Source organism: Ectobacillus funiculus, assembly GCF_004138295.1.
Lineage (GTDB): Bacteria > Bacillota > Bacilli > Bacillales > Bacillaceae_G > Ectobacillus > Ectobacillus funiculus.
The window spans coordinates 149287-171981 of record NZ_SCFM01000004.1; the positions used below are offsets into that span (position 1 = coordinate 149287).

The following is a 22695-nucleotide window of genomic DNA, read 5'->3' on the forward strand; positions in this document are numbered from 1 at the left end:
TTTACTACAGGTCAGACAATAATATATAAAATAGACTGTTATTTCTGTGATGAGAGGAGTTCATCTACATGAGACGTTGGCTGAAGCATTTTTTAAACGGAGTTTTGACAATTGTTCCCATCCTTTTAATCGTGTATGTTTTGTTCGCAACATTCACATTCCTAGATGGGATAGTAGGTAAATTTATTAAAAAGTATATAGGGGAAGCCTATGTACCAGGAATAGGGATCATCGTGACGATAGTGTTTCTTACATGTATCGGCTGGCTGTCAACTCATTATGTGTTAAAGGGGATTTTAAATTTAGTAGACCGTTTGTTTCGCAGAGTTCCCCTTGTAAAAGTATTGTACACTTCTATCCAAGACATCCTTCAATCATTGTTAGGAAAAAAACGTTCATTTTCTAAGGTTGTACTTGTAACTATTCCAGGGACAAACATGAAAAGTCTTGGATTTGTAACATCTGAAGAGCTGCATATGCTATATGAGCCTTTACAGGAATATGTTGCTGTTTTCATCCCACAAACATTCCAAGTGGCCGGAGTAACGTTTCTTGTTCCAAAAAACGATATTGAAGTACTTGATATAAAGTCAGAAGACGCAATGAAGTTTATTTTATCAGCAGGCATGACAAATCCATCCAACGATTAGCAATCTTATGAAGGTTAATATTTGTTTCATACAGGAAATTACAGTAATATGGCAACTTAGGAAAAAATTAAGGGTCCAAAACATGAGAATAATTATGCAATAATAATTAGGAACTTCACTACGACGGAAAATGGACACATTCCTACCTTCTTTTATTTATTTTTGTTGTTCTATGTTATTAAATTATTGTATGGTAAAGAAGGTAGGAATATAAGAACACGAGGAGTTACAGGAGGATCACACTAATGGATAAACTAGAAACAATCTTCACTTTGCAAAAGAAACTAGACGACAAGATTATTGAGGAACGCCAAATTGACAAAAACGTAGCTGATTGGGTATTGGGTATTACAGTTGCAATGGATTCTGAAATCGAAGAAATCCGTCAGTTATTACCATGGAAATGGTGGAAAAATGAAAAAGAAATAGATATGGAGGAACTGCGTAAAGAAGTTATTGATTTATGGCACTTCCTACCAAGCTTATCTATGAAGGTCGGCTTGACTGCAGAGGATGTATATAATATGTATATGGAAAAAAATCAGGAGAACCATGACCGTCAAGATGGCAAGAGCAGCAAAGAAGGGTATGCAGTTAAAGCTACCGAATCTGCACTTAAATAAGACAACTATTTCTTAATGGAAATTTATACTTTCCTCCAGTGTAAAAAACGTTGTGATCGAAGGAAGATTCATGGATCTTCTTTCGATCCAACAAAAAACTATTTTGACATAACCTCAGGTTTATCGTACTTTTCACCAAAGGTTTCTACCGTCACCTTCTTCATTTTTTGTTCGTGAATCGGCTTGTCCTTACTATCCCGTTCCACATTTACAATTTCGTTAACTGTCTCCATCCCCTCAATCACTTTACCAAAAGCAGCATATTCACCATCAAGCTGGGGTGCGTTTTTTACCATAATAAAAAATTGGGATCCCGCAGAATCTGGGTTGTTGGATCTAGCCATCGAAATGACCCCTGTCTCATGTTTTATATTGTTCTTAAATCCATTCGAGCTAAATTCCCCTCTAATTGTATACCCAGGCCCGCCAGTACCTGTGCCTTCAGGATCCCCACCCTGAATCATAAAACCAGGAATAACTCGATGAAACGTTAATCCATCATAAAAGCCCTTTTGCGCCAAGGAAATGAAATTCAAGACTGTATTCGGAGCGACTTCAGGATATAGCTCCACCTTAATCTGCTTATCATTCTCCATGACAATTGTAACAACTGGATTTTTCTCAACCTGAATTTTTTTCGTAGCCTGTGCCTGCGTTTCCTTTTTATCAGTGTTTGTGCTGCATCCTCCTAAAATTAAAGCAAGGATTACAATCAGTATAGGGAAGGAATACAGTATATTCTTTCGCTGCATGATTACGATCGCCTCCATATAGATCATTTCATTTATATTTATTATAGGTGATAAAATGAAAGCTTTACAAATCTGACTAGGGAGTTTTATTACCTTAAGTTCACTTAACCGAATGAAATCCTTCTAGCATTGCACTAGAAGGATTTCTTATTACCAGGGAATTTAGATATCAAGGTCTTGCTTCCAAGAAAACTACCGGAGCTTTAGATTACTTACTGTCGCATGTTTACTTTTCAGGGAGTTGAGAAACTGTTCACTTAAAATCTCCTTTATCCTCATATGCGATCAAGATAACTTCTTTTTGAGTCGCATCCTTCAAACGTTTTTCTAACATTTGAATGTCCGCAACCAAATCCATAGATAAATTAGCAAAGGCATATTGTTGATCAACTTGACTAACATTCTGATTATAGTCCATAAGAATCCTCCTCAAGAAATATAACCTGCATTTACTACCCTAATTAGTTTTCTGCATTTCAATCGTCATATCCTTTAGTTTAGAAAAAAAGATTAAAAATATGTCGCTAAATTTTGGGATTGTACCTTTCAAGGAATTTTATTGTTAACAGTTCTCCAAAATCTTTGAATTTATCCCTTCCAGCTGGAGAACCATTCGACGTAGTGAGAAATTTTAAGAATAAAGTATAAGGGCAACTACGCCTCTGTCTTCGCCCAAGGGCAGGGCTCGCCAATCGGCGAGTTTTCTTTATTAAAAGATTACCATGTGACAAATACTATCCTTACACCATAATGAATAAAGGAGAACAATCATGAAAATGTTAGGAATATTTATATTCATTCTTTTATTATCCATTTTACTTAGCTTATCTATGGACATTCTTTTGGGCTTTACTCTCCCTCAAGCATTATTGCATTTACTCAACCCATTTTGGGTAATGGAAAGTGGAGAATATGTGATGTTAGTACTTCTTTTGTTACTTACAATCGGTCAACAAATCGTGATTATCATAAAAAATAAAGCGAACAAATCAAATGGTTCTAATTAGCTTTATTTTTAACATTTTTAACATGGTTACGAATGATGACAATACTCAGCATTAATAACGGAATAATCAAAAGAAACATACTATGAAGATAATAAGGTGCAATAATGAGACCTTCGTCAATATGTTCAGCAAAATTTGAGGCAATACTCATTGATAAAAATATGATAATAATCCCAGCCGGCAAAATAATTTGTTGATGGTTTTTTAACTTGAATAAATCGACCATCCCTATGACCGCACCATAAAAATAAATTGACACTTTAAAAAACGTAGTGAACAAAAAACTCAAAACAGCAATAGCATCAAGTCGTTGTAGAAACTCCATAAGATTGATCTTGCCGATTGTTGATAACAATGGAAAAGTAGCCCTCTCCACTTCTTCAACCCCAAGAACAGCGATATTTAAGGTCGTTGTATAGCTTAAGATCAGACCACTTGAAATTAAGGCAGACAACCAAACCTTTTTCAATGATTGAGGTTGATTTAGATAAGGAAACACCATGCTAAAGGCAAACATTTCTCCGAAAGGAAAAAAAGTAGTAATCGGAAATGCTGTCGTTAAGATTGGTTTCCATCCATCTTCAAGAAATGGCTGCACATTAGGAAGATGGACATTGCCTGAAACCCAGGTTAACAGACTTCCTGTCACTCCAAAAAAGATTATAACGACAATAAATACCTCTGCCGTTCTTCCCAATACTTCAATCCCTAGATAAAGTACATAACAAATAGCAAGAATCATTAGGATATTGACCGCTAATAACGGTGTTTTTCGCATTGTTGATGCAAGTAGTATGTCCCCGAAATCACGCAGATTTCGGGAAGCGGCGTACATTAAATATACGATGTATAAGACACCAATTCCCCATCCAAAATATTTACCAAATATTTTCCTCGCATATCCGGTAAACGGCAGATCAGGATATTGGCGAAATACAGGGTAGTAAATGAAAAACAAAGCAACCCCACCGCACAAGCCTAAAAGGATCGCAAACCAAGCGTCCTTTCTAGCGCCTATTCCAAAACTTACGACCAATGCACTTCCAAGTTCAAATATAAACATCATGGAAAATAGTTGGATGACACTTACTTTGGCTTTCTCCATCTTCCTAGAAGACCTCCCTTCGTTCCTTAATCGTAAATTCTTGAGATCGGCATTTGCTTGGCATCCCCCTTCTTCGCTTGACTTTGTCGCCTTATTTTATATATGGTTTTGTCCGCAAGCCTGACCGTCGAATAAACGCTTGTACGTTTACGTTAACTTCTGTCTCGGGAAAGATTTCATCATCCCATTTTTTCTCAATCTTCTTCCACATTTTTGGGCTTTTGCGATTGATATATTCACTAAAACGGAAAATGTCACTTTTTTGTTCTTTAGCATCTTTTACGGCCAGCATCACTTCCGATTTTATTTCCCTTCTCATCTGTTTTTCAAGTTTCTCAATGGATTCATGTTTAGCAAGATCGATTGGGCAATGGACTTCTGAGATGTGACCTTCTGTTCGAACTGTGATCTGAATAACAGGTTTATTGTTTCTTATTTTTGCTTTAATTTTTGTTTTGGAACGCATAACATCCACCGCAATCCCCTTTTTTTTCTTTTTACAATCAAGGTCTACAATGGTTTTTTTCAATTCATTATTAATCCATGTAGCACCACGGGCAGAGTCTTCATCCAACCACTTTTTGAGTTTCCCCCTTTTAAAAATCGCAAGTCCCCTTATTTCCATATCTGTCTTTGGAGATATTTGTTGAATGTTTTGTAAACTGTTCCCTTTTTTTGGATTTCCAGTAAGCTCAACACCTGTCAAATTTGCTCCTCCTCTCCCTAATTGTTGAATGACTTGATCAGCACGGGTACTTGCATACTCTCCCCAGATTTTTTTAGTGGCTTCCAGTCCGCTAACAATTTTGGCAGAAGGGACATCCTCTAAAGGGGTTGTGATTTGGAGAAGTGTCTTTGCTGTATTATTTCTGACGATTAGAATCGGAAAAAGTGTACGAAATTGGGAGTCGCGTTCAATCCAATCAAACAAATCTTGAATCCCCTTTTTTTTCGCTAACTCCTCGCCAATGACCATTAATTGAACATGAGGGAAAAAAAGTTCCTGAGGTGACTTTGGTGCAATTTTCCGGAGCGCCTCCGCAACAGTGCTTCCTGTAGCCGAATAAGCCGTAACAGGCGCGACTTCCGCTTTCCCTCCCATCCCTGCCGCACTTGCTATTTGTCCTTCATTTATAATTTGCACTGTAACGCGATATCTGTTTTCCAAATTATCACCTCCATCATCAATACCAATAGCGCCTACTATATCAATATCTTGTAATTCAGCACGATCCCAACATCCTGACAATAATATAGTCGATAAAATCATAAAGAGAATGATGAATGGTTTATGTTTCATTAGAATCCCTCTTCGATTTGTTGTCCTTTATTTGACCTTCTCTTGGTGACGGGCCCAGATTTTGCGTATTACCTACTCTCTTTCTTTTCATTTGGTTAATCAATCGAGGACGTTTTGACAAAAACGGCTTAGGGAAACGGATAATGGTATCTTTCCAATCAGAAATAATGAGTGGAGCAAAGGGAGTCAAATAAGGAATACCAAAAGAACGAATGCTGCAAGTGTGAGCGACTAAAACAATGAGCCCAAGCCCAATTCCGTAAAGCCCGAAAGAAGCTGCCAACGTCATCATGATAAGTCGAAGTAAACGTGTCGCATCTGTCATCGCCACATGGGGTATGGTAAAACTGGCGATTGCCGTCCCTGCCACCACAATTACCATCGCACTGGAAACAATCCCCGCCTGAACAGCTGCTTGTCCCAATACAAGTGCGCCAACGATTGAAACGGCCTGCCCAATCGGACGCGGCATCCGAACGCCTGCTTCCCGCAAAAATTCAAATGTAAATTCCATTAGCAATGCCTCTATAAATACCGGAAATGGAATCCCGTGCCTCTGTGCTGACAGACTAACTAATAAAGGTGTCGGAATCAATTCCGGATGAAACGAAATAAATGCAATAAACAGGGACGGTCCAAGAAGAGTAATTAAGAATGCAATCACTCTTAAGTTTCTCAAAAAACTGACCATATTCCAACGTAAATAATAATCTTCAGCTGTTTGAAAAAATTGAATCCATGTCGCTGGTAAAAGCAAAGGAACTGGTGTCCCATCAACAAAAATAGCAATACGTCCTTCCATTAAGTTTCCAGCCACAACATCCGGACGTTCCGTTATAAAGATGGTTGGCCAAAGTGTCCATGTGTCGTCATTAATCCATTCTTCAATTGTATTGGAACCGACAACTTCATCTACTTCCATTTTATTCAGCCGCTCTTTGACTTCTTTAAGAAGCTTGTCATTGACAATTCCCTTTACGTACATAATGGCCACATCTGTCTGCGTGATCTTCCCTAGTCTCATAGTTTCAACCCATAGATTAGGGCTTTTAATTCTGCGGCGAACCATGGCTGTATTGGTAATAAGCGACTCAACAAAGCTCTCTTTAGGCCCCCGGACAGCAGGTTCTGTCGTAGGTTCTGTAATCGCTCTTAACTCTCCGCCCTGTGCAGCACAACCAATCGCTCGATCACAACCATCAATCAAAAGAATGGTTTGCCCGGATACGAGGGAAAAGAACAATTTGTTCCAATTCGTGATGTCCTCAATCCCTCCAAGCGCTAACATATTTTCTTTAATATATACAAGTAATTGATGTGGTTGCTGCGGATCATCGCTTTCAGTATGATTAAAGTTACTCATCAGTCTTTCCATGATAAAACTGCCTTGAATCTCCTTATCCGCTAAACCATTTATATAAAGTAGGACAATTTTATGCAGAAAAGGTTTTCCCATTTTAAATTCGCGAATAATTAAGTCACCGCTATTCCCTAAAACCGTCCTAATGTTGGTAAGGTTTTCATTTATATTTGAACTAAGTTTCTGTTCATTTGAGGTTATTTCAGTTTCCTCGTACTGCAACGTCTGCCCTTGTCTTTTCCGCTTGTTTATTAGCCGGTCCCATGCACTGTTCATGTTCTTATAGCACTCCAAGTTTATAGTGTCACCGAAAGAATGTTTCGATGTGTTCTCTAGTTATTTAGAATGCCTATTTTCCATTTTTTAATACATTTGGGAGAAAGAGTGTATCGCAAAACTAAAGCAAATATTCAAATACCACTCCCTTGTCTTTCAACGTATGAAACAAGTGTTCAACCGCATTTCTCGGACCAAAAGAGTGGTACCCAAAATTACGAGAGTTTATACACTTTAAGCAAGCAAATACCCAACAGTTCATATACTGAAAAAGTAAGATAAAGATAGTTATCATGGTCATCCAGCTACTCACAAAGGAAGTGAACAAATTGATTTTTTTAAAAAGGCTATGGATTCGAGCAATACGATTTAATACCTGGACATTAGTATTCGCCACTACTTCCCTTGTTTTGTTCAGCAGCATATTTATGAAGCATGTGGAGCCAGAAGCTTTTCCAAGCACCTTTGATGGTCTATGGTGGACAATGACCACTCTAGCAACAGTAGGGTATGGAGATATTTACCCCACTACTATTATCGGCAAAATATTCGCTATGCTTCTGTATGTTGTAGGCATTGGGATAATGACATTACTTATTGGGAAAGTAATTGATTTTCTAATCATGCGAAAAAGGCTAAGGGAGGAAGGAAAATTGCAAATTAAAGATTCTAAGCATATCATTCTAGTAGGTTGGAGTAAAAAAACGCAAATCACACTACAGGAAATTCTAGAGGCCTCAGAAGAGATGATTATTGTGATTATTGACGAGACCTTAGAGAAAACACCGATTTTGCATGAGCGTGTGAAATTTGTAAAGGGAGATCCCGCCTCAGAACACTGTCTTCTTCAGGCAAACGTCCTAGAATGTTCAAAAGTATTTATTTTTTCGCCGGAATCTGCTGCATCTTCTAGAGAAGCTGACGGCTCAACAGTGCTTACAGCTTTATCCATCGAAGGAATCGGCTCCAAACACAAGACAAATATTTACACAATTTGTGAAATTCAAGATGCTAAGCATGTACAAAGCTTTAGGAATGCCAACGTAGAGGAATTCATTACCCCTAACGATACAGCCGGTCATTTAGCCGCCCGAACGATTTTATTTAGCGGCGCGAGCGAGGTAATTCGCCAACTAACAAGCAATAAAGGTTATGATTTGTACATAATGGATAAAAAACCCGTTTGGGGTACATATGCAGATGCTAAAGCGTACCTATCCTCTCATGGAGCTACGCTGCTTTCTGATGGTACCGACTTTTCTATCATGAAAAGATTAGATGATGTCATTCCAGAAGAAGCAAAACTATTCATAGTCTGCGATGAGGATACGTATAAAAACATACACAGTAAATAAGGGTATTTCATATAAAGAATAACATTCTTCCAGCTAGAAATTTATACGTTCTTAAAAACGTAAAAAAGCAACAGCATCGATATAAAAGGAATACCGATGCTGTTGCCGCTATCATTCAAATATTACTACAAGCTCTTTTTATAGCTTTTTAAAAATCAATGTTGCATTATGACCGCCAAATCCTAATGAATTGGATAAAACAACATTCACATTTGCCTGCTTTGCGACATTTGGAACATAATCCAAATCAAGTTCTTCATCAGGTGCTTCATAATTAATTGTTGGAGGAATAATTCCATCACGAATGGCTAAAAGAGAAAAAATTGCTTCAATCGCTCCAGCTGCTCCTAATAGGTGTCCCGTCATCGATTTTGTCGAGCTAACAGCCAGCTTATAAGCATGCTCTCCAAAAACCTCTTTAATTGCCGTTGTTTCATATAAATCATTATAATACGTGGACGTACCATGGGCATTAATATAATCCACTTGTTCATGGGAAATACCAGCGTCTTGGATTGCTAATTTCATCGCTCGCTGACCGCCTTCGCCATTTGGTGCAGGAGTCGTAATATGGTGAGCGTCCCCAGTAGCACCATAACCAACAAGCTCTCCATAAATATTGGCACCACGTGCTAATGCGTGCTCTAATTCTTCCATAATAATAATCCCGGAACCTTCTGCAATTACAAATCCATCACGGTTTTTATCAAATGGACGACTTGCCGTTTTTGGATCAGGATTCGCGGAAAGAGCTGTCATATTTGAAAATCCAGCAACTGTCATTTCTGTAATAGCAGCTTCTGTTCCGCCTGCAATCATAATATCAGCATGACCATTTTGAATAACACGAAATGCATCCCCGATAGAATTTGCGCCAGAGGCACACGCAGTAACAGAACAGTTGTTGATTCCCTTTGCTCCTAATTCAATAGACACACGACCTGAAGCTATATCCGGTATCAGCATTGGAATAATAAACGGACTTACACGCTTTGGCCCTTTATCTAAAAACCGCTTATGTTGTTCCTCAAATGCATCTAAACCGCCAATCCCAGAACCAATCCATACTCCAGCACGCTCTGGATCTACATTTTCTCCTATTTGAAGTCCCGCATCTTTTACGGCCATCTTACTTGCAGCAATAGCAAGCTGAGTAAAACGAGCCATTCTCTTTGCTTCTTTGCTGTCCATAAATTCTTCTGGTGTGAAGTTCTTTACTTCCCCTGCCACTTTTACATTAAACTTCTCCGTATCAATCCTAGTCATAGGAGAAATCCCTGACACACCTTTTTTAATATTTTCCCATGTCGTGTAAGCATCGTTTCCTAAAGGCGTTACAGCTCCAATACCTGTAATAACTACTCTTTTCTTCATTGTTTTTCCCCCTCTTTTATATAGAACTACTTTCCCCACCTTAAGCATACGGAGCCCCAAGTTAGCCCAGCTCCAAATCCAACCATCACAATAACATCATCCTCATGAATGAGACCATTTTGGATTTCAGTAAACAGAGCTAACGGAATGGAAGCTGCAGAAGTATTTCCATGTTTCTTTACAGTTGCAGAAACCCTCTCAGTTTCAAGGCCAAACCTTTCTCTTGCTGCATCAATAATGCGGATGTTTGCTTGGTGCGGCACAAGAAAATTAACATCTTCCTTCTGAAGACCTGCCTTTTCCACAACATTCAGGCTGGATTCAGGCATTTGCCGAACGGCAAATTTAAAAACCTCTCTACCGTTCATTTTTACGGTATTAGTTATCTTATCTACTAGCAGGTGTTTACCTCCAGCACCGTCCGCACCTAGTTCAAAAGATAAAATGCCTCTTCCTTTTGAGACCTCACTAAGTACAACAGCGCCAGCACCGTCACCAAATAACACACATGTATTTTTATCTGACCAATCAATAATTTTAGAAAACTTTTCACTGCCGATTACTAAAACATTTTTATATGCACTGGTTTCAATAAATTGTTGGGCGGTAACTAAAGCATATATAAATCCTGAACAAGCAACGTTAATATCCATCGCAGGTACATGTTTTATACCGAGAGCCGCTTGTACCATACAAGCAACTGATGGAAAAGCAGCATCAGGTGTTGCTGTAGCAACTAAAATTAAATCGATATCCTCAGCATCTAAAGATGCATGTAAAAGGGCATTTTTCGCAGCCATAATTGCCATATGGGACGTATCCATATCATCAGTCGCAACTCTGCGTTCTTCAATGCCTGTTCTTGTACGAATCCATTCATCACTTGTGTCCACTATTTTTTCCAAATCAAAATTTGTTACAATATTATCTGGAACATAAGCACCCACACCGATAATCCCAACACATTTCATTTCATCACCCTAACTCCTTAATTTATGACCAGTTCATAATATCTACTATCTATTTGTTATTCTACAGTAAACACTTATGAAAAAAAAGGTTTAAGCAAATAAAAAAGCAGAATGCATGCAGTAGAGTGAGTATTATATGAGTTGCGGCATACAGCAGTTTTAGCTAAATATTAAAGAAAACTCGCCGATTGCAAGCCTTGCCTTCGGGCGAAGACAGAGGCGTAGTTGCCCTTATACTGTATCCCTAAAATTTCCGACTACGTCGAATCCACTCCGAGCTAGAAATTTATACTTTCCTACCGTGCAAAAAATAAAAGAGGACTCCTTAGAGGAATCCTCAAGCTATCCAATCCGATTCTGATGAAAAGAGCAGCTCTCTCTTCTTTCTTATCGCTCAGCCAATACATCAGCAAACGCTTTAACATACTCAGGCAGATCCGGCGGACGGCGACTTGATACAAGATGTCCGTCTACCACCACAGGCTCGTCCAACCATTGTGCGCCTGCATTCTCCATATCATCTCGGATACCCGGTGTGCTTGTTACTTTTTTCCCTTCCAGAATTTTTGCAGAAATAAGCACCCAACCCGCATGGCAAATTTGACCAATTGGCTTTTTTCGTTCCTCCATATGCTGCACTAGCGCAAGAACTTCAGGAAAACGGCGCAGCTTATCAGGTGCCCATCCTCCCGGCACAAGCAATGCATCATACTCCTCGGGATTTATATCGCCAAATGCAAAATCAGATTCTGCCGGAACCCCGTATTTACCTATGTATGTTTCGTTTGCTTTCTCCCCTGCAAGATGGACAATTGCACCTTCCTCGCGCAAACGAAGAATAGGATACCACAGCTCTAAATCTTCACATTCATGATGCACAAGACTAATGACTTTCTTCTCTTTTAATCGCACTAACAGAGCACCTCCTAATGATGTATAAGCTTATTGTAATCTTTTCTCGTGCTTATGGGTAGTATATATCATTCAATTCAACAACAATCCTGACCGTACAAATACCTATGTGCTACAATGCTAGCTCTAGAACAATCGGACAATGATCACTTCCCATTACATGTGAGTGAATATGCGCTTCCTTTATTACTCCCCTCAATTTTTCTGAGACGATAAAATAGTCAATGCGCCATCCTATATTTCTCTCCCTCACTTTGTTCATATAGGACCACCATGTATAAGCATCTATTTTGTTTGGATGTAGACATCTAAACGTATCAACGAACCCCGCTTCTAATAATGCCGTCATCTTCTCGCGCTCTTCTTCCGTAAAACCAGAATTCCCCCTATTGGCTCTTGCATTTTTTAGGTCTATTTCGCAGTGAGCTACATTTAAATCTCCACATAAAACTACAGGCTTGCTTTTGTTCAATTCCTGAAGATAATTACGTACCTCATCCTCCCAAGAAAGCCTAAATTCAAGTCTAGCTAAATCCCTTTGAGCATTTGGTGTATATACATTAACCAAATAAAATTCTGCAAAATCTAGGGTAATGATTCTCCCTTCAGGCTCTTCGTTCTTTATGCCAATGCCATATTTTACAGACAGCGGTTTCTTTTTGGTAAATATAGCCGTGCCTGAATACCCTTTTTTCACCGCATAATTCCAATATTGAAAGTAGTTTTCTAAATCAAGTTCAATTTGTCCTGCCTGTAACTTGGTTTCTTGGACACAAAATATATCCGCATCCACCCCTTTAAAATATTCTAAAAACCCTTTGCGTACACATGCTCTAATGCCGTTAACATTCCAAGAAATGAGTTTCATAAATACTGGTGTTCTCCTTGTTTCATAATATATTTAAAATCTCTTCTGGCATATGAACCATATAATCTGGTTTTTCCGGTGTAACCAGCTCAGCTGAGTCATATCCCCATCCGACCCAAATTATTTTCACAGGAACTTTCTTACAGGCAATGATATCCCTACACTCATCACCGATATAAATAACCTCAGACCCTTTTAGCTTATTTGTTTGCAAGAATTTCTTAATAACTTGATCTTTTCCAAAAATCTTACTTGAACATAGTACCTCTTTCACGCTATCTACTGCATTTTCCCGCAAAAACTCTTTAATATTCCCCTCAGAGTTAGAAGAAATAATAACAATTTGGTAACCTCTGCTTTCTAACTCATCTAATAGTAATTTCACTCCATCAAACAAAATAATATCCTTAATAGATTTCTTGTATAAACGATATATCTCAGGTACTACAAGAGGTATTTTGTACAGTGGGAAGTTTAACTGTTTGGCACGCTCCTTTATCGACAGCTTCCTTAAAGCATCTAAATCCTGATGATGTATTTTTTTAAATTTATACTTATCAGCAAGCTGATTCCAAGCCGATATGAATACATCTTTTGAATCGGCCAACGTGCCATCGAAATCAAACAAAATATACTTAATCATAATTATTCACCTTCTGTTCCCTCTAATTTGATACGATTTTCTAACTCATGCTAGTTTATAGTATATATGAGAAAGAGCAGGGCCAATATGTTTTCTTCATAGAAATGTTCTTTCCCCTCATTCATGCTTTTACCATATAACAAATCTATCTCATTTGGCTTCATTTTTCTTTTTCCATTCATCCCGGATTTTTCGCAAGCACGGGTTGCATTCTTTCAGTCGCTCCAATAAAGTAAACATGGCGTACAGAAAAGCCAGAGGACACTTATGTACAAAGGCCTACAAGATTCATTCTCTAGTTCTGTCCTCTCTATATCCTATACATGCAAACCAAGGTCGAGTAAGCAATATCCCCATGAATACGATATGTATTCTTCTATAATTCAGAAAAGGAGAGGTTAGTATGAACAATAAAGGTTAGCTGATCACGAATGAATATATTGACAAAAATTTTTATTTGTGATATGATTAAAATTTAAAAAGTTGATAAATACTCTCTTTAATGGTAAATTATTCATGTACTATAAAAAGGGAGAGGATTAAATGAAACTACATAAAGGATTAGCAATGTTAGAATTAAAAATTCAAGGCTTCAGATTAAACCCAACACTGATATGGGATGATGAAATGGCGGTTTTAATTGATACTGGTATGCCTGGACAATTGGAGCAAATCCGCCTAGCTATGAGTGAAGCCGGAGTATCTTTTGATAAATTAAAAGCGGTAATTCTAACCCATCAGGATTTAGATCACATTGGCTCTCTTCCTGAGATTCTCAACCAATCGAATAACAACATCGAAGTGTATGCACACGCTCATGATAAACCATATATTGAAGGAACATTACCTCTCCTTAAAACAGACCCAAATAAAATGAGTAAAGAACAATGGGCAGCATTACCAGAACAAATGAAGTTCTTATACAAAAATCCCCCGAAAGCAAAGGTAGATCAAACCTTGGAAGATGGCCAAGAACTTTCCTATTGTGGCGGTATCCAAATTATCTTTACACCAGGTCACACACCTGGGCATATTAGCCTCTACTTAAAACAAAGTAAAACCCTTGTTGCAGGTGATGCTATGGTAGTAGCTGATGGCATTTTACAAGGACCCGTCCCGCAAACGACACCGGATATGAAAACTGCAATAAACTCTCTAAAAAAGCTTTTGCACCTCGATATTGAAACAGTGATTTGTTATCACGGTGGTTTATGTAATATTACGGAGAAAAAACAACTAGAAAACTTGGTAAAGTAATCAATATACATTGAGATATTACGTAGTACGGAACATAAATACCCATTTTCATTTCCTGATTATTTCTGAATAACTATGATAAAAGGGTCGGCAAGGATCACTACCGACTGGATTGTGTAAGAGTAAAATGCTAAGGGGGAGTTACGTTTGATAAATGATATCCAAGGAGTTCGCAAAGAAGTGTTGCAAAGCGTTTCAGGCCTAACAGATTTACAGTTAAACGAAAAACAAGCCGACAAATGGAGTATTATGCAAGTGTTGGAACACCTATACCTAACAGAGAAGTTAATTGTAAATAAGCTGAAGGCCGTAATGGCAAGTAGCGAGGAAACAGCGGCAGAGGATAGACCTATTCATCTAGTAATAAATCGCGATCATAAAATTGTAGCTCCACAATTTTTGACACCTTCTGACGATTTTATAACACTTGCTACGATACAAGAAAAATTGCTTGCGTCACGTACTTCTCTAGAGGAGTTTCTTGCTGATACTGATCAAGAGAAGATGCGAAAACGCTCATTACTCCACCCAGTTTTTGGTCTTCTCAATATAAAACAGTGGGTAGAGTTCATTGGTTTGCATGAGAAGCGCCATTTGGCGCAAATCGAAGAGCTAAAACAAGAGTTAGGGTTGCGTGAATAACATCAAGCGCAAACAAGGCTAATGCTCGCCTCTTTCTGCGAAGGAATTGCCGAGCAAGAACCAACTGCTCTTTTATCGATCGTTAACCAATGGAACATGATAGGTTTTGTTTTTAGTTCAATCTATCATGTTCTCTTCTTACTCATAACGAATCCTAGTCAATCCGATACTAAAGAAAACAACAGCAAAATTAGCAAAATCCCTGTATCTAACATAATCTCTATACTAGATCCGCCCTTTGCGATTAATTCTGTAAATCCACACATAGCCCGCCAAGAGCCGGTAATGCGCTTGGCAGGCTTTACAATCACATAAAATGGACATTGGATTTACTAGTATTATATACCAGTACAACCAGTTACCCCAGATTTCTTTTTGTTTTTGCACTTTATGAAAGTATACAGATCATTCGACATAGTGAGAAATTTTAGAAATACATTATAAGTCCAACTACGCCTCGTCAATATTTTTAACAGCTAATGTATTTATAGGTATATATATATTGATTGTTGTTCCTTTGCCAGCTTCACTCAAAATATCCACCGTTCCACCGTGAGTTTCAATGATTTTCAAGGCGGTCATCATCCCTAATCCAGTTCCTTTATCTTTTGTTGTATAAAATGGGAGTCCGATTTTAGGCAACAATTCCTCTGGAATCCCGCAACCGTGATCAATAACTTGGATACACACACCCTCCTTACAATCGTTTTGTAAGTTGATCTTTATCTTTCCCCCATTAGGCATAGATTCGATGGCATTTTTTATAAGATTAATAAAAACCTGTTTAATCTGGGCCCCAACACAATTTACAAGTGGCAACTCGTCCGAAGTTACATCAATATCAACTTTATTTATAAGGGCTTGGGAGTGAAGTAATATAACGACGTTGTCCACCATTTCTTTTATGTCCTCAAAATGAAACTGATGGACTTGCGGTTTAGCTAATAAAAGCAACTCCCCCGTAATGGTTTCAATTCGATTAATTTCCTCTAACATAATATGAAGATAATCTTGTAAATTATCTGCACTCGAAGTTTTCATGAGCTGCAAAAAACCTTTAAGTGATGTAAGAGGATTTCGGATTTCATGCGCAATGGAAGCGGAAAGCTGTCCAACAGCTGAGAGCTTTTCAGATCGAAGCAACCTTTCTTCCGTTTGTTTCTCCATTGTGATATCTTTCGCAATTCCATACACACCTACAATATCTCCATCTACTATAATAGGAATATTTGTAACATTTACATAAACGACATGCCCATCCTTATGCAACGCTCTCGCTTCATAATTTTGAGTGATACCGTTGGCAGCATTTCGATAATATTGCTTTACCTTTGCTAGGTCGTCTTCATGAACTAACGGCACAAACGATAATTGCAATAACTCTTCTTCAGTATAACCAAACAATGATTCTGTTTTTGAGTTTACACTTAGATAATTTCCATTTAAGTCAAAGGAATAAACTGCATCAGGATTTTGTTCAAACAATGATTTATAATGCTGCTCATGTTGTTTTAAGGTTTTTTTCTGTTTTGTAATATCTTTAAAGAATATAGAGAGACCACTTGATGAAGGATATGCTCGTACATCGAACCATGTATCTAGCGGCGGAAAATATGCGTCAAAGGTTACAGGTATTTGTTCAGCAAGGGCTTTATGGTACTGTTTATAAAATGGCAGGTTAACAACTTCCGGAAATTCTTCCCATACATTCTTGCCGATTAGGTCATCACGATTGCGAAATAAGAGATAACTAGCCTCATCATTTATATAGGTAAAGCACCAATTTTCATCCAGTGAAAAAAAACCATCGGTGATTCTATCTAGGATTTCTATTGCATTTGCTTGCAAAATCTTCATAAGAAAATCATCACCTCAACCATATGATAGATACAGTTTTATATTCCATTTATTCCCTTGCAATTCCTGCTTTACAAATATGTATTCATGTGCCTAAATTATTTCCGCCAAGTGTGTAAATAAAGCCTGGATATTAAATTTCATTAAATTCTAATATATTTATATCGATATAAATTAACCCTTAAAACTGCCAGGAAATGAAGATTTTCCTAGCAGAGCTTCTTTTTTCTCGTTTCTATTATTTAAAGTAAGGGAAATACGGAATTGGAACCGTACTTTTTACATCAGGCTTTATAACAATTTCCTTTCCATTTTTTGTTACATCCATTTGTAAGGATAACGAGCCGCTTCCATCATAATACAGTGGTTTTCCCGCTGTTTTATCCATCCGATCACCCCTATTTTCTTTTGGATATTAGAAGGAATCTTCTATACATTAGAATTCTGTTCAAAACAGTAGATTACCTTTTTACAACAGTAGATTACCTTTTTACAACAGTAATAATATTCCATTATTTTTTACACTTTAAGAAAACAGTTAGCATTCAATCAACTAGCCGATAAGAATAATAAACAGCAAAATCCCCACCTTATAATGGTTAAAGTGGGGATTTTGCTGTTATGCTTTTTGTATACGTAAGCAATCTAATGCCAGCTTAGCGTTCTCTCTAGCTTTTTCTACTGTATCAGCAGACGATAAGGTTACAGCTACGCGGCGGCCTACCTTTGTCACAGGTTTTCCGAATACCCGAACTTGTGTATTTGGTACAGCTAAAGCCTCACCCAATCCACTAATTGCATACTCATTCAATTCCTCAGTTGATTTTAATGGACGACTCGCGCCAGGTGTTACAAGTGTAATTTCAGGAATAGGAAATCCTAAAATTGCTCGAACATGTAATGCAAACTCTGATAAATTCTGGGTAGCAAGGGTAACAAGGCCTGTATCATGCGGACGCGGAGACACCTCGCTGAAGTACACCTGATCTCCAGATAAGAAAAGCTCTACCCCAAACAACCCATAGCCTCCAAGCTCCTCTGTAATGGTTTGAGCAATCCGTTTTGCTTCCTGGATTTGCTTCTCTGTCATATAATGAGGCTGCCAGGATTCAATATAGTCTCCATCCTTCTGTATATGGCCAATTGGAGGACAAAATAATGTTCCGTTCACCGTGCGCACAGTAAGAAGAGTAATCTCTGAGTCAAATCGGATAAACTCTTCAATGATAACTCTTCCATTTTGCACTCGGCCTCCTTCCATAGCTATTTTCCAGCACTCCTCCAATTGTTCTTCAGAACGACAGACACTTTGTCCTTTTCCTGAAGAGCTCATCAGCGGCTTAATTACGCATGGAAAACCAATTTCTTTAGCACCCTGTACAAATTCTTCATATGTATCAGCAAATTGATATTTGGCTGTCGGAAGCTGCAGCGTTTCAGCAGCTAACCGACGAATCCCTTCGCGGTCCATCGTAAGTTTAGCTGCACGTGCAGTAGGAATGACCTGGAATCCTTCCTCTTCTAGTTTGACTAATTCAGATGTGGCGATTGCCTCAATTTCCGGCACAATTAAATCAGGCTGTTCCTTTTCAACAATCTCTCTTACTCGCTCCGCATCCAGCATGTCAATGACATAGCTTCGATGCGCCACTTGCATAGCCGGAGCATGTTCATATCGATCTACAGCAATAGTCTCAACACCAAGACGCTGCGCTTCAATTATAACCTCTTTCCCTAATTCACCTGATCCTAATAATAAAATTTTCTTCGATTGATACATACGATTGCCCCTCCCTTATCTCTTCACAGTTATTATAAACGAACTATTGTAAAACAAAAACGTTTTTGTTCGTTTTTTAGAGCGTATATATAATTTGAAATCGTTCATATTCTAAAACATTAGATAATTAACGAACTATTCATTAAAAATCATACGATTTCATATGTATTTCAGGAATGCATCGTAACGTTATACTATTGTCTAGTCTCGCAGTTCTTTTATATAGAATGTACGTTGCCGCGGCCCATCAAACTCACAAAAATAAATCCCTTGCCAAGTTCCAAGCAGGAGTTGCCCATTTGTGACAATCACATGCTGTGACGCGCCAACCGTACTCGCCTTCATATGTGCAGCTGTATTCCCTTCTGCGTGGCGATCTAGCTGGTGATGCCAAGGATATACTTCATCAAAGCGGCGGATCATATCCCGTTTCACATCAGGATCCGCATTCTCGTTGATTGTAATCCCAGCCGTTGTATGCGGACAATATACGACAACTGCGCCTTCCTTGAGATGTTGTTCCGTTATAAATGACTGAACGATATCTGTAATTTCAAGCATTTCATCTCGTGTTGATGTACGCAATGTGAATTTTTTAAGCATATTTCTTCTTTCTCCCTTACATTTCTTTTTACACAATTTCAACATGAAAATCAGATTATTTCAAGTATACACCATCATTCGGAATGGAGATTTAATAGATTGAGTCTCTTAATCCTAGCATAGATTATATCTACTCATTAAATGAATTACAAATATTCCCTCTAATGTAAAAATAGCAAGAATTTTGCTGCAAAAAACGAAGGAAAATGTCTATCACTTTAAGGTTATCTAAAGAGTATTTCATGTTATAATCTTGTAAAAGTTAACAAAAGTGGGAATGAAGCAGGGAAACTGGAGGAACTATTATGTTAATCGAAGATTTAATCCATCAATTCATCTTAATTAAAAAACGAGAGCCTTCACATTCTAGTGAGCTGCTCCGCTATATTAAGAAGAGTTATATATACGGAGAATTATCTGCCGTTGAATATAAAAAACTATTTCTCGATTTGAATTTAACAAGTATAACAAGAAAAGAACGATATTTTTTAAGCACAAATACAAATTTTTAATATAGAATACAAGCTTTGTACATTGGTTGATAAGATTTGTATTTTTATTTTCTTTAAATACGGCTTACAGCTCTAGACAAGACAATAAAGTAAAGGGATGGGGAACTATGATAAAGATTGGTTATGCTATTTGTACAAATTGCGGATGTAATAAAGCTACGGTAGAGGTTTATCGTTGTCAAGATTGTAAAAAAATGTACTGTAAAAAATGTCTCGAGGACGTTGCTAACTGCTCAAATCCAGAATGTGGAACAACAAGCCTTGAACACAAAGGTTATATTCAACCATTTGATGAAGCACTATGAAGTAACACCGTGTTGATACAGTGTTGCTTACAAAGCACCTGCCTTGAGTAAGAAATAGGAGTTTTTATCAATATACAGAAAAAAAGAAGCTATCCATCTACATCTAGTAGTTGTCGAGCTTCTTTTCTTCGTTCAATGGGCTTTTTCAGTACCTCCCTCCTCATCCCTTGAGGAGGAGGACTTCTTTCCGGAAAGCCTGTTAAAATATTGACTATATCTGTAGTTACCCATCGTAATAATACTATTCGGAGAACATCGCCTTACTTCTCAAGATAACTTACTATAAAACAATATTTTACTCACTATATTTACTTAATTTGAATAAACGGAGCAGCATCTCCGCTAACTTGAGGAAGCTTGCCATCCCACTTTTCAATTTTCTTCATCTCGACAATCTCTGGAGATAAGGACTCCTTCAAAATACGGTTTGCTTCTGCTTTTCCCTTCGCTTCTTCAATATCACGCTCAGCGGCAACAATGGCTTGTTGCTTTTCAATCTCCAACTTTTCTAATTGCTGCTGTGCATCTACGACACCTTGAATGGCTTTTGCTGTATTTTCGTCTGGCTTAGGAGCCTCAAGTGTCACAGAATCCACCATAAAACCAGTAGCACTTACAATGTCACGAAACTCTTTTTCAATAGCTGCGTTAATTTCGCCTTGATGCTGAAACACCTCAAGCACTGAATACGTGGAAAATACATTCAATGCTGCTTTCTTAATACGGGTTTGCAGCCAGCCGCTTTCAATCACTTCTGGATCCTGCCCCTTAAACTTATTGTAGATGTCCGGCAGCTTTTCAGCATCATTTGAGTAATCATATGACAAACTAATAGCTAAAGGTTTACCATCCTTTGTTTGAACATTAAATTCTTGTACATGTACCGTCTCAGTAGATACTGGATACTCCGTCACACGTTTGAATGGGGACACTAAATGCCACCCTTGACCAAGCGTTTCCTTCTCGACACCTGTGCTTCTGCTGTAAACTACTCCCATATGACCTTGATCAATTACTTCCACACTCATTGCTGTTAAAATCCCGCCAACTAAAAGTCCTACACCTAATATGGATGCTCCTACAATTCTTCTCATTATTTTTTCTCCTCCTTAAAAAAGTTTTTAATTTTTACAGCTACATTTCCCATAAAATCAAAGGCTCCTAATTTCCCTGCAATAACCCAAATCCCTATCAATAAGAAAACCAGCAATATTAGACCGACTAACAGTGAAAACATACAGTTCCTCCCTTGCCTTACAAGAAGCTTTTTTATAGATTCCTAGAATGAATAACTTTAAACGCACAGTAAATATTTAGCTTGAAGCACTTTTTCCTGCTCTTTTAAATTACCCCGACTTCACTAACAAGAATTACTATGTATGATGCGTGTATTGTCCAGCCTTTCCTTTCGGTCAATCATCAAAAATGAATGAACTATCAAAAAAATCTTTCATATCATTTTGATTTAAATAGTTATGTATAATTTATATCTACTTTTACTTAGGAGAATTAATTCATAAAAAGAATAACTATCTGCTCTTTCTTGCAACGAGCTTAAAACACTCGTCTTTCAGCATGCTCTTCAGCCCTGTCTGTACGCTCTACTATAGCTCTTGCTGACCACTGCATACCTCATAAAAAAATTTATTCATAAATTATGTAACAATCCTACTCTCAATATATAAAAATCATACACAAAGCAACCAGCACTCCTCCATACGGAATGTCTTATTAACAGTTATATCCTTCTTTTGGATTCAAGATAGTTTTTAATTTTTGCTTTTGTAGTAGCCCAATCCTGTTCTATGATGCTGTAAAATACTGAATTACGATAAGAGCCATCTTGCCGGATCATATGGTTTCTTAAAACCCCTTCCTTTACCCCTCCTATTCGTTCGATCGCTTTTTGTGACCGCAAATTTCGTTCATCCGTCTTAAATTGTACTCGGATTATCCCTAAAGTCTCAAAGCAGTATTCTAATAACAAGTATTTACATTCTGTGTTTATGTTTGTCCCCCATACAGAAGGATTCAACCAGGTCCAGCCAATTTCCACACTTTTGTTTGGCCGGGAAATTCCTAAAAATCTTGTGGTACCAAGCACTTTATTATTCTCACGAAGCAAAATAACAAATGGAAACTCTTCTCCCAGACGTTTTCTCTTTAACGCTTCTTCTACAAAGGATTGCATATCAGCTAATGTGTTCATTCCTCTCGGTAAATGTGTCCAAATATCTTGTTCTTTCCCACTTTCATATAAACCTTGTACATGATATCTCTCCATGGGTACAATTCGCACAAGATCTCCTCTTAATTCATCAAACAAAATCTCCATATTATCACCCTTCCTTTTTAATCCATTTTATCATGTAAGGATATGAAAAATATGCCAATTTTTCAGACGAAACGCCTACATAAATCTATTTGCATAGAAAAAAACACAAAAAGAGGCTTCTCACAAGCCTAATGAGCTCATGAGAGGCCTCTCGGAGAGTAGTGATTTAGAGTCGATTGGAAAGCCCTGCCCTTGGGTAAAGACAGAG

At 37.8% G+C, this 22695-nt stretch carries 25 protein-coding genes; 7 read left to right on the plus strand and 18 right to left on the minus strand.

All coding sequences use genetic code 11. The annotated features are described in order from the left end of the window. The first annotated feature begins 68 nt into the window (after positions 1–68). Entirely contained in the window at positions 69–650 is a 582-nt protein-coding gene (locus EP737_RS02225) for a DUF502 domain-containing protein (protein WP_129726290.1), read from the plus strand. A gap of 245 nt (positions 651–895) precedes the next feature. Then, entirely contained in the window at positions 896–1273 is a 378-nt protein-coding gene (locus EP737_RS02230; protein ID WP_129726291.1) for a dUTPase, read from the plus strand. Between the two features lie 98 nt (positions 1274–1371). Here EP737_RS02230 and EP737_RS02235 read toward each other — a convergent pair whose 3' ends face one another. Next, positions 1372–2043, minus strand: coding sequence for a peptidylprolyl isomerase (locus EP737_RS02235; protein WP_425455837.1), 672 nt, complete (start codon positions 2041–2043; stop codon positions 1372–1374). A gap of 235 nt (positions 2044–2278) precedes the next feature. After that, complete coding sequence (locus EP737_RS25365) at positions 2279–2443, minus strand: hypothetical protein (protein ID WP_165350674.1); 165 nt, start codon at positions 2441–2443, stop codon at positions 2279–2281. 352 nt (positions 2444–2795) lie between these two features. On the opposite strand from EP737_RS25365, the gene EP737_RS02240 reads away from it, so the two are divergent. Further along, positions 2796–3032, plus strand: a complete 237-nt coding sequence (locus EP737_RS02240) for a YczF family membrane protein (RefSeq protein ID WP_129726293.1) — start codon at positions 2796–2798, stop codon at positions 3030–3032. On the opposite strand, the gene EP737_RS02245 is transcribed toward EP737_RS02240, so the two are convergent. The 3 genes from EP737_RS02245 to EP737_RS02255 all read right to left on the minus strand — a co-directional run bounded on the left by EP737_RS02245 (position 3025) and on the right by EP737_RS02255 (position 7073). Beyond that, positions 3025–4137 carry a GerAB/ArcD/ProY family transporter gene (locus EP737_RS02245; protein WP_129726294.1) on the minus strand — a complete coding sequence of 371 codons (1113 nt, stop codon included), beginning with the start codon at positions 4135–4137 and terminating at the stop codon, positions 3025–3027. The genes EP737_RS02240 and EP737_RS02245 overlap by 8 nt on opposite strands. Before the next feature lie 91 nt (positions 4138–4228). Continuing rightward, positions 4229–5437 (minus strand): Ger(x)C family spore germination protein, encoded by a 1209-nt coding sequence (locus tag EP737_RS02250; protein WP_129726295.1) that lies wholly within the window; start codon positions 5435–5437, stop codon positions 4229–4231. Then, positions 5427–7073 (minus strand): spore germination protein, encoded by a 1647-nt coding sequence (locus EP737_RS02255; protein ID WP_129726296.1) that lies wholly within the window; start codon positions 7071–7073, stop codon positions 5427–5429. Before EP737_RS02255 ends, EP737_RS02250 begins: the two co-directional genes overlap by 11 nt. Positions 7074–7366: 293 nt before the next feature. Between EP737_RS02255 and EP737_RS02260 the strand changes: the two genes are divergently transcribed. Beyond that, a complete protein-coding gene (locus EP737_RS02260; protein WP_246040155.1) occupies positions 7367–8428 on the plus strand; it encodes a potassium channel family protein in 1062 nt (353 codons plus the stop codon). A gap of 138 nt (positions 8429–8566) precedes the next feature. Here EP737_RS02260 and fabF read toward each other — a convergent pair whose 3' ends face one another. The 5 genes from fabF to EP737_RS02285 form a co-directional block, all read right to left on the minus strand. Further along, a complete protein-coding gene (gene fabF / locus EP737_RS02265) occupies positions 8567–9802 on the minus strand; it encodes a beta-ketoacyl-ACP synthase II (RefSeq protein ID WP_129726298.1) in 1236 nt (411 codons plus the stop codon). A 26-nt stretch (positions 9803–9828) separates the two neighbouring features. After that, entirely contained in the window at positions 9829–10773 is a 945-nt protein-coding gene (locus tag EP737_RS02270) for a beta-ketoacyl-ACP synthase III (protein ID WP_129726299.1), read from the minus strand. Positions 10774–11160: 387 nt separating this feature from the next. Further along, entirely contained in the window at positions 11161–11685 is a 525-nt protein-coding gene (locus EP737_RS02275) for a type 1 glutamine amidotransferase domain-containing protein (protein WP_129726300.1), read from the minus strand. 112 nt (positions 11686–11797) lie between these two features. Further along, the gene (locus EP737_RS02280) at positions 11798–12553 is read right to left on the minus strand and encodes an exodeoxyribonuclease III (RefSeq protein WP_129726301.1); all 756 of its coding nucleotides are present in this window, start codon (positions 12551–12553) and stop codon (positions 11798–11800) included. Between the two features lie 22 nt (positions 12554–12575). Continuing rightward, complete coding sequence (locus tag EP737_RS02285) at positions 12576–13196, minus strand: HAD-IA family hydrolase (protein ID WP_205650863.1); 621 nt, start codon at positions 13194–13196, stop codon at positions 12576–12578. Between the two features lie 543 nt (positions 13197–13739). On the opposite strand from EP737_RS02285, the gene EP737_RS02290 reads away from it, so the two are divergent. Both EP737_RS02290 and EP737_RS02295 read left to right on the plus strand, forming a co-directional pair. After that, the gene (locus EP737_RS02290) at positions 13740–14453 is read left to right on the plus strand and encodes an MBL fold metallo-hydrolase (RefSeq protein ID WP_129726302.1); all 714 of its coding nucleotides are present in this window, start codon (positions 13740–13742) and stop codon (positions 14451–14453) included. 147 nt (positions 14454–14600) lie between these two features. Next, positions 14601–15095, plus strand: a complete 495-nt coding sequence (locus EP737_RS02295) for a DinB family protein (protein WP_129726303.1) — start codon at positions 14601–14603, stop codon at positions 15093–15095. A gap of 158 nt (positions 15096–15253) precedes the next feature. On the opposite strand, the gene EP737_RS25925 is transcribed toward EP737_RS02295, so the two are convergent. The 5 genes from EP737_RS25925 to EP737_RS02310 form a co-directional block, all read right to left on the minus strand. Then, positions 15254–15406 (minus strand): hypothetical protein, encoded by a 153-nt coding sequence (locus tag EP737_RS25925; RefSeq protein WP_205650864.1) that lies wholly within the window; start codon positions 15404–15406, stop codon positions 15254–15256. Positions 15407–15545: 139 nt separating this feature from the next. Further along, positions 15546–16952: a PAS domain-containing sensor histidine kinase gene (locus tag EP737_RS02300; RefSeq protein ID WP_129726304.1), complete on the minus strand. Its 1407-nt coding sequence runs from the start codon at positions 16950–16952 to the stop codon at positions 15546–15548. Between the two features lie 238 nt (positions 16953–17190). Continuing rightward, positions 17191–17340 (minus strand): hypothetical protein, encoded by a 150-nt coding sequence (locus tag EP737_RS25370; RefSeq protein ID WP_165350675.1) that lies wholly within the window; start codon positions 17338–17340, stop codon positions 17191–17193. A 231-nt stretch (positions 17341–17571) separates the two neighbouring features. Beyond that, the gene (gene purT / locus EP737_RS02305; protein WP_129726305.1) at positions 17572–18732 is read right to left on the minus strand and encodes a phosphoribosylglycinamide formyltransferase 2; all 1161 of its coding nucleotides are present in this window, start codon (positions 18730–18732) and stop codon (positions 17572–17574) included. A gap of 201 nt (positions 18733–18933) precedes the next feature. Further along, complete coding sequence (locus tag EP737_RS02310) at positions 18934–19335, minus strand: secondary thiamine-phosphate synthase enzyme YjbQ (protein ID WP_129726306.1); 402 nt, start codon at positions 19333–19335, stop codon at positions 18934–18936. A gap of 305 nt (positions 19336–19640) precedes the next feature. Between EP737_RS02310 and yppF the strand changes: the two genes are divergently transcribed. Then, on the plus strand, positions 19641–19847 hold the full coding sequence (yppF, locus tag EP737_RS02315; RefSeq protein WP_129726307.1) for a YppF family protein: 207 nt from the start codon (positions 19641–19643) through the stop codon (positions 19845–19847). 613 nt (positions 19848–20460) lie between these two features. Here the strand turns inward: yppF and EP737_RS02320 are convergent. The 3 genes from EP737_RS02320 to EP737_RS02325 all read right to left on the minus strand — a co-directional run bounded on the left by EP737_RS02320 (position 20461) and on the right by EP737_RS02325 (position 22487). Next, complete coding sequence (locus EP737_RS02320; protein WP_129726308.1) at positions 20461–21246, minus strand: prohibitin family protein; 786 nt, start codon at positions 21244–21246, stop codon at positions 20461–20463. Beyond that, positions 21246–21389 (minus strand): hypothetical protein, encoded by a 144-nt coding sequence (locus EP737_RS25375; protein ID WP_165350676.1) that lies wholly within the window; start codon positions 21387–21389, stop codon positions 21246–21248. The genes EP737_RS02320 and EP737_RS25375 overlap by 1 nt, the downstream gene beginning before the upstream one ends. Before the next feature lie 501 nt (positions 21390–21890). Next, the gene (locus EP737_RS02325; RefSeq protein ID WP_129726309.1) at positions 21891–22487 is read right to left on the minus strand and encodes a GNAT family N-acetyltransferase; all 597 of its coding nucleotides are present in this window, start codon (positions 22485–22487) and stop codon (positions 21891–21893) included. Between the last annotated feature and the right edge of the window lie 208 nt (positions 22488–22695).